Origin of the sequence: Dolichospermum sp. LEGE 00240, assembly GCF_015207875.1 — a bacterium.
GTDB lineage: Bacteria > Cyanobacteriota > Cyanobacteriia > Cyanobacteriales > Nostocaceae > Dolichospermum > Dolichospermum gracile.
Genome location: NZ_JADEVZ010000142.1, coordinates 1 through 4,382 on the forward strand (window position 1 = coordinate 1; position 4,382 = coordinate 4,382).

The window sequence follows — 4,382 nt, forward strand, 5'->3', positions numbered from 1 at the left end:
CACACTGATCCCTTCCCGAACTCAGAGGTGAAACGCTGCTGCGGCGACGATAGTTTGGGGGTAGCCCCACGTGAAAATAGCTCGATGCCAGGTTTATTTTTTCATCCAACAATGCCTCCTCTATTTACTTAGAGGCGGTTTTTGTTTTTGGCACGCTTTTTTAGTATCGGCTTGAACTAAGTAGGTGAACACAATAAAACCAATCTGTGTAAAGAAAAGTAAAATCGCCCAAACCCTCTTCACTCTTGCATGATTGCCTCTTGTCTTGCCATAACGACCATTCCTAATGGTAACATACTTATAGTCACAAAAGTCATCAATTTCACGGAAAGATGTATTTTTACCAAGATTTTATTATTCGTAGTTGGCAAAAAGATGACCTTACTTTGGTTGCTACAGTTATTAGTTCTATATTATCAGAATACGGTTTGCCTTGGCAGCCCGAAGGAGCAGACAAGGATGTATTACAAATAGAAATATATTATTTAGCAACTGGTGGAGAATTTTGGGTAGTTGAACACCAAAGTCAGATTGTCGGAACTGCCGCATATTATCCCATCAATCGCGGAGAAAAAGCTGTAGAAATTAGAAAAATGTATCTTTTACCAAAAGTGCGCGGTTTAGGATTAGGAAAATATTTATTACAACAATTGGAAACAGCAATTGCTCTGCGGGGATTTGAGCAAATTTGGATTGAAACTGCCAGTATTTTAACTGAAGCTGTTAAACTTTATGAAAGTAATGGTTATCTACCAACAACAGGTGTAGAAACCAGCAGGTGCGATCGCGTTTATGTAAAGTATCTATGATCAAGATATTCCAAAATTTACTTAATCTTTTTCTTATATCTTCTTGTCCTTTGTGTCAACGTTCTACGCAGAAGGAACTTTGTCCATATTGTATTCGGCAAATCCAAAGTTGCCATAAGCAAAATCCTGCTTATTTATGGAAGCAACCATTACCCATATTTGTGTGGGGAAATTATGGTGGTGCTGTTAAAAGGGCGATCGCTGCCCTAAAATATGAGAATCAACCACAAATTGGCTATGTTTTAGGAGAATGCTTAGGAGAATCATGGTTATTACATTCACCTCAACCACAACAACAGGTTTTAGTTGTTCCTATTCCTATGCACCCCAAAAAACAAAAACAACGCGGGTTTAATCAAGCTGCATTAATAGCGGAAGGTTTTTGTAATGTGACGGGATACAAATTGAAAGTCAATGCTTTAGAACGCATTAAAGAAACTGAAGCCCTATTTAATTTGTCCCCAATCCAAAGACAAGAAAACTTAGCAGATGCTTTTATCCTTGGTAAAGATTTGCGTCGTCGTCCCCATATACCAATATTATTAGTAGATGATATTTATACTACTGGTGCCACTGTTAAAGCTGCTGTCAAAACATTTGAACAATATCAAATTGCAGTCTTGGGTGTAGCTGCTGTTGCCACGACAAATAAATAAAAATAAAGCTATATTAGATTGGTTGCCCGATATTTGTGGGAACAGTATTTTTATTTATGAAAAAGATTTTTGCAGTGCGTTTAAACCCAATTTTAATTATTCCTGTTACATTACTAACAATGGGAATATGGACCAAAACAGCCTCAGCACAAAATAAGTTATATAGCCCTATTCCATTAACTAATTTGACGGAAATTTCTGATAGTCTATCAAACAAAGATATTCCCACAGGTCAAGGAGGATTTGCTCGTGATTATTCAATTAAATTAAATCAGGGTGATAATTTATCTATTGATTTGTCATCGGAAAACTTTGACAGCATTATTACACTATTAGCCCCTAATGGTTCAACAGCAGGAGAAAATGATGATGCTCCTGATGGTACAAGTAATTCTCTATTATTTACCCGCATTACAGAAGCAGGAACTTATATTGTGCGGGTTCGCTCTTTTGGAGAAACTGGGGTAGGTAAGTTTAAACTCAAGGTAACAAAACTGCAACCAGTTAAGTAGATAGGAAGTTAAAACATTTCAAATTCCATGACTTTTGCCAATTACCCAATTACGTCGGAAAAACCGCGCTAGTGCTGATTCTTCCAAAGATAAATAAATTGGTCTACCATGAGGACAGGTGCGGGGGGTGCGGGTACGTTGCCAATTATCTAATAGGGTCTGCATTTCTGGTAAACTCATTTTTGTGCCATTGCGAATTGCACTCCGACAAGCAACAGCAACTTGAGCAGTTTGTAAATCCCCTCCCCAACTTAATTCTAAAATTGCTTCAGCACAATCTTCTCGTTGTTTTAACATGAGAGGAATGTTACGCACTGCCCAAAGGTTATCACCAAATGGTTCTATATCTAAACCAATGCGTTGTAATTGGGAAACCTGGGCTGGTGATAATTGATAAATAATAATTGGGGTTTCTACAGCTACTAATTGCCAACTTTCACATAATTGTTCATATAATACTCGTTCATGGGCTATATGTTGTTCTACTAACCACATTCCTCCAGAATGTTCAGCAACAATATAAGTATTACTCAGTTGGGCAATGGCTTTTAAACAGGGTTGATTTTCACTAGGTTGGGATTTTTGAGAATTGAAGTTATATTCACCTTTTGATTCTGCTACTTTCAATAAATTACTAACCCTGGTTGTGTGGACGGATTCTTTAATATTAGTTTCCGAAATCCGCAGAGATTTGTTGATAGCTTCAGTAATTTGTTCTTGCCAAAAAGTTAGTTCATTGAGATATATTTCTGTTTTGGCTGGGTTACGATTCCAGTTAATTTGTTCTGGGGAAATAGTTAAATGGAGAAAACAAACGGGATAGCGATCGCGTGGTAATGTCTTATGAAAGGCTGAAAATATTGTCTGCTCTAATTCCGGCGTTTTAATCATTCTCCCATTAATTGCCACCTTCACCCAATCAGGACGATGACGATGGCATCTATCGGGTAATCCTATCACCAAATGCAAAGACGAATTCTCCTGATTTGGTATTTGTAAATTCACCTCATGTAAATCATCTTGTCGCACCTGGGGGAGAATTTGGGGAATTAGTTTTCCCACAGTTGGTGCGGGACAAATCGTAAACCATTCTTTGTCATTTTGCCAAACTTGATAATTAACATGAGGATGACATAAAGCTATTTGTTGAATGACATTTTGTACAGCCTTTAATTGCTGATTTGTCGCCGGTAAACCCTGACGACGAGCTTCACAATTAGCAAATAAATTATTAACTGTGACTACCGTACCCGGTGCGATCGCTACCACTTCTACTTGTGATACTTCTCCTTCATAATTATAAGCAACTCGCCAACCTTCACTTCCCCCCAAAGGACGACTTAAAACTTCTAAGTCGGCCAAAGTCGTTAAACTATGTAGCGCCTCACCACGAAACCCCAAACTGCTAATTTTCCATAAATCTGCACTAGAATGAATCTTGCTTGTACTGTGCGCAGTTGCGGCTTGTTGTAAGTCATCTAAATTCATGCCACAACCATTATCAGCCACACGAACTCGCCACAGTTGCGGCCATAAAGAAACGACAATGCGTGTTGCTCCAGCATCTAGGGAATTTTCCACCAACTCCCTGACAACAGCCACCAAAGAATCAATTACTTCTCCTGCTGTAATTAAATATACAACTTCTGTTGGTAAAGCTTGAATAGTAGATGCCATTATGAATAATTACAAATTAAAAATTAAAACTCGTCGAACTGTGCAGAGAATCAGCTTACAATATTATGATCACAAAATTATTATTTCTAAAATCTGCTGTAATCCTAAAGAAATACGAATTAAGAAGGGATATTTGGTAAATTTCTGATTAGATTAAACGCGGAAAAAGCTTATGAGTATTAATTTAGTTGCTGATGTTCAAGACTTAAAAACCAGTCTCGAATGGGGTCAACCTGCTTTTACAGTTATTGATGTGCGCGATCGCTCAAAGTACAATTATAGCCGCATCACCGGAGCAATTTCCATCCCCCTCAATGACTTGGAATCTCGCGCCCAAACCTGCCTATACAGAGAACGCCAAATCTACATTTACGGCGAAAATGACAGCCAATCCGCCCAAGCTGTGAGAACCCTACAATTCCTCGGTTTTACAGCCGTAGCCGAACTCAGCGGTGGTTTACCAGCCTGGAAATCCATCAATGGCGCTACAGAAGGAACAGACTGTTAGATATTCAGGAGTCAGGAAGTAGGGGCGCAGGGCCTGCGCCCAGTCAGGAGTATGGCTAACGCCACGCCGCGCTATCAGGAGTTCAGGAGGAAGAAGAATAGTAATAGTTTTTTTTTCACCAATTACCTGTTCCTTGCTTCCTTGCTTCCCTGCTTCCCTGCTTCCCTGCTTCCCTGTCACCTGTCCCCGTGGCGTAGCACCTGTCACCTGCCCCCTGCCC

The 4,382-nt window shown here is 39.4% G+C and carries 5 protein-coding genes; 4 read left to right on the plus strand and 1 reads right to left on the minus strand.

Features of this window, described 5'->3' with window-relative positions:
- Positions 1-332: 332 nt before the first annotated feature.
- Genes IQ226_RS24380 through IQ226_RS24390 form a run of 3 tightly spaced genes read left to right on the plus strand, consistent with a single transcriptional unit; the run spans position 333 to position 1,977 of the window.
- Complete coding sequence (locus IQ226_RS24380; RefSeq protein WP_193899684.1) at positions 333-809, plus strand: GNAT family N-acetyltransferase; 477 nt, start codon at positions 333-335, stop codon at positions 807-809.
- Positions 806-1,465: a ComF family protein gene (locus tag IQ226_RS24385; protein WP_193899686.1), complete on the plus strand. Its 660-nt coding sequence runs from the start codon at positions 806-808 to the stop codon at positions 1,463-1,465. Before IQ226_RS24380 ends, IQ226_RS24385 begins: the two co-directional genes overlap by 4 nt.
- Positions 1,466-1,521: 56 nt before the next feature.
- Positions 1,522-1,977: a PPC domain-containing protein gene (locus IQ226_RS24390; protein WP_193899688.1), complete on the plus strand. Its 456-nt coding sequence runs from the start codon at positions 1,522-1,524 to the stop codon at positions 1,975-1,977.
- 18 nt (positions 1,978-1,995) lie between these two features.
- Here IQ226_RS24390 and mutL read toward each other — a convergent pair whose 3' ends face one another.
- A complete protein-coding gene (mutL, locus tag IQ226_RS24395; RefSeq protein ID WP_193899690.1) occupies positions 1,996-3,654 on the minus strand; it encodes a DNA mismatch repair endonuclease MutL in 1,659 nt (552 codons plus the stop codon).
- A gap of 172 nt (positions 3,655-3,826) precedes the next feature.
- On the opposite strand from mutL, the gene IQ226_RS24400 reads away from it, so the two are divergent.
- Positions 3,827-4,162, plus strand: a complete 336-nt coding sequence (locus tag IQ226_RS24400) for a rhodanese-like domain-containing protein (protein WP_193899692.1) — start codon at positions 3,827-3,829, stop codon at positions 4,160-4,162.
- Positions 4,163-4,382: the final 220 nt, after the last annotated feature.

What these genes read in the sequence shown, in the direction of transcription:
- IQ226_RS24380 (WP_193899684.1), top strand. Translation starts at nt 333, where the DNA reads ATGTATTTTTACCAAGATTTTATTATTCGTAGTTGGCAAAAAGATGAC.
- mutL (WP_193899690.1), bottom strand. Translation starts at nt 3,654, where the DNA reads ATGGCATCTACTATTCAAGCTTTACCAACAGAAGTTGTATATTTAATT.
- IQ226_RS24400 (WP_193899692.1), top strand. Translation starts at nt 3,827, where the DNA reads ATGAGTATTAATTTAGTTGCTGATGTTCAAGACTTAAAAACCAGTCTC.
- IQ226_RS24385 (WP_193899686.1), top strand. Translation starts at nt 806, where the DNA reads ATGATCAAGATATTCCAAAATTTACTTAATCTTTTTCTTATATCTTCT.
- IQ226_RS24390 (WP_193899688.1), top strand. Translation starts at nt 1,522, where the DNA reads ATGAAAAAGATTTTTGCAGTGCGTTTAAACCCAATTTTAATTATTCCT.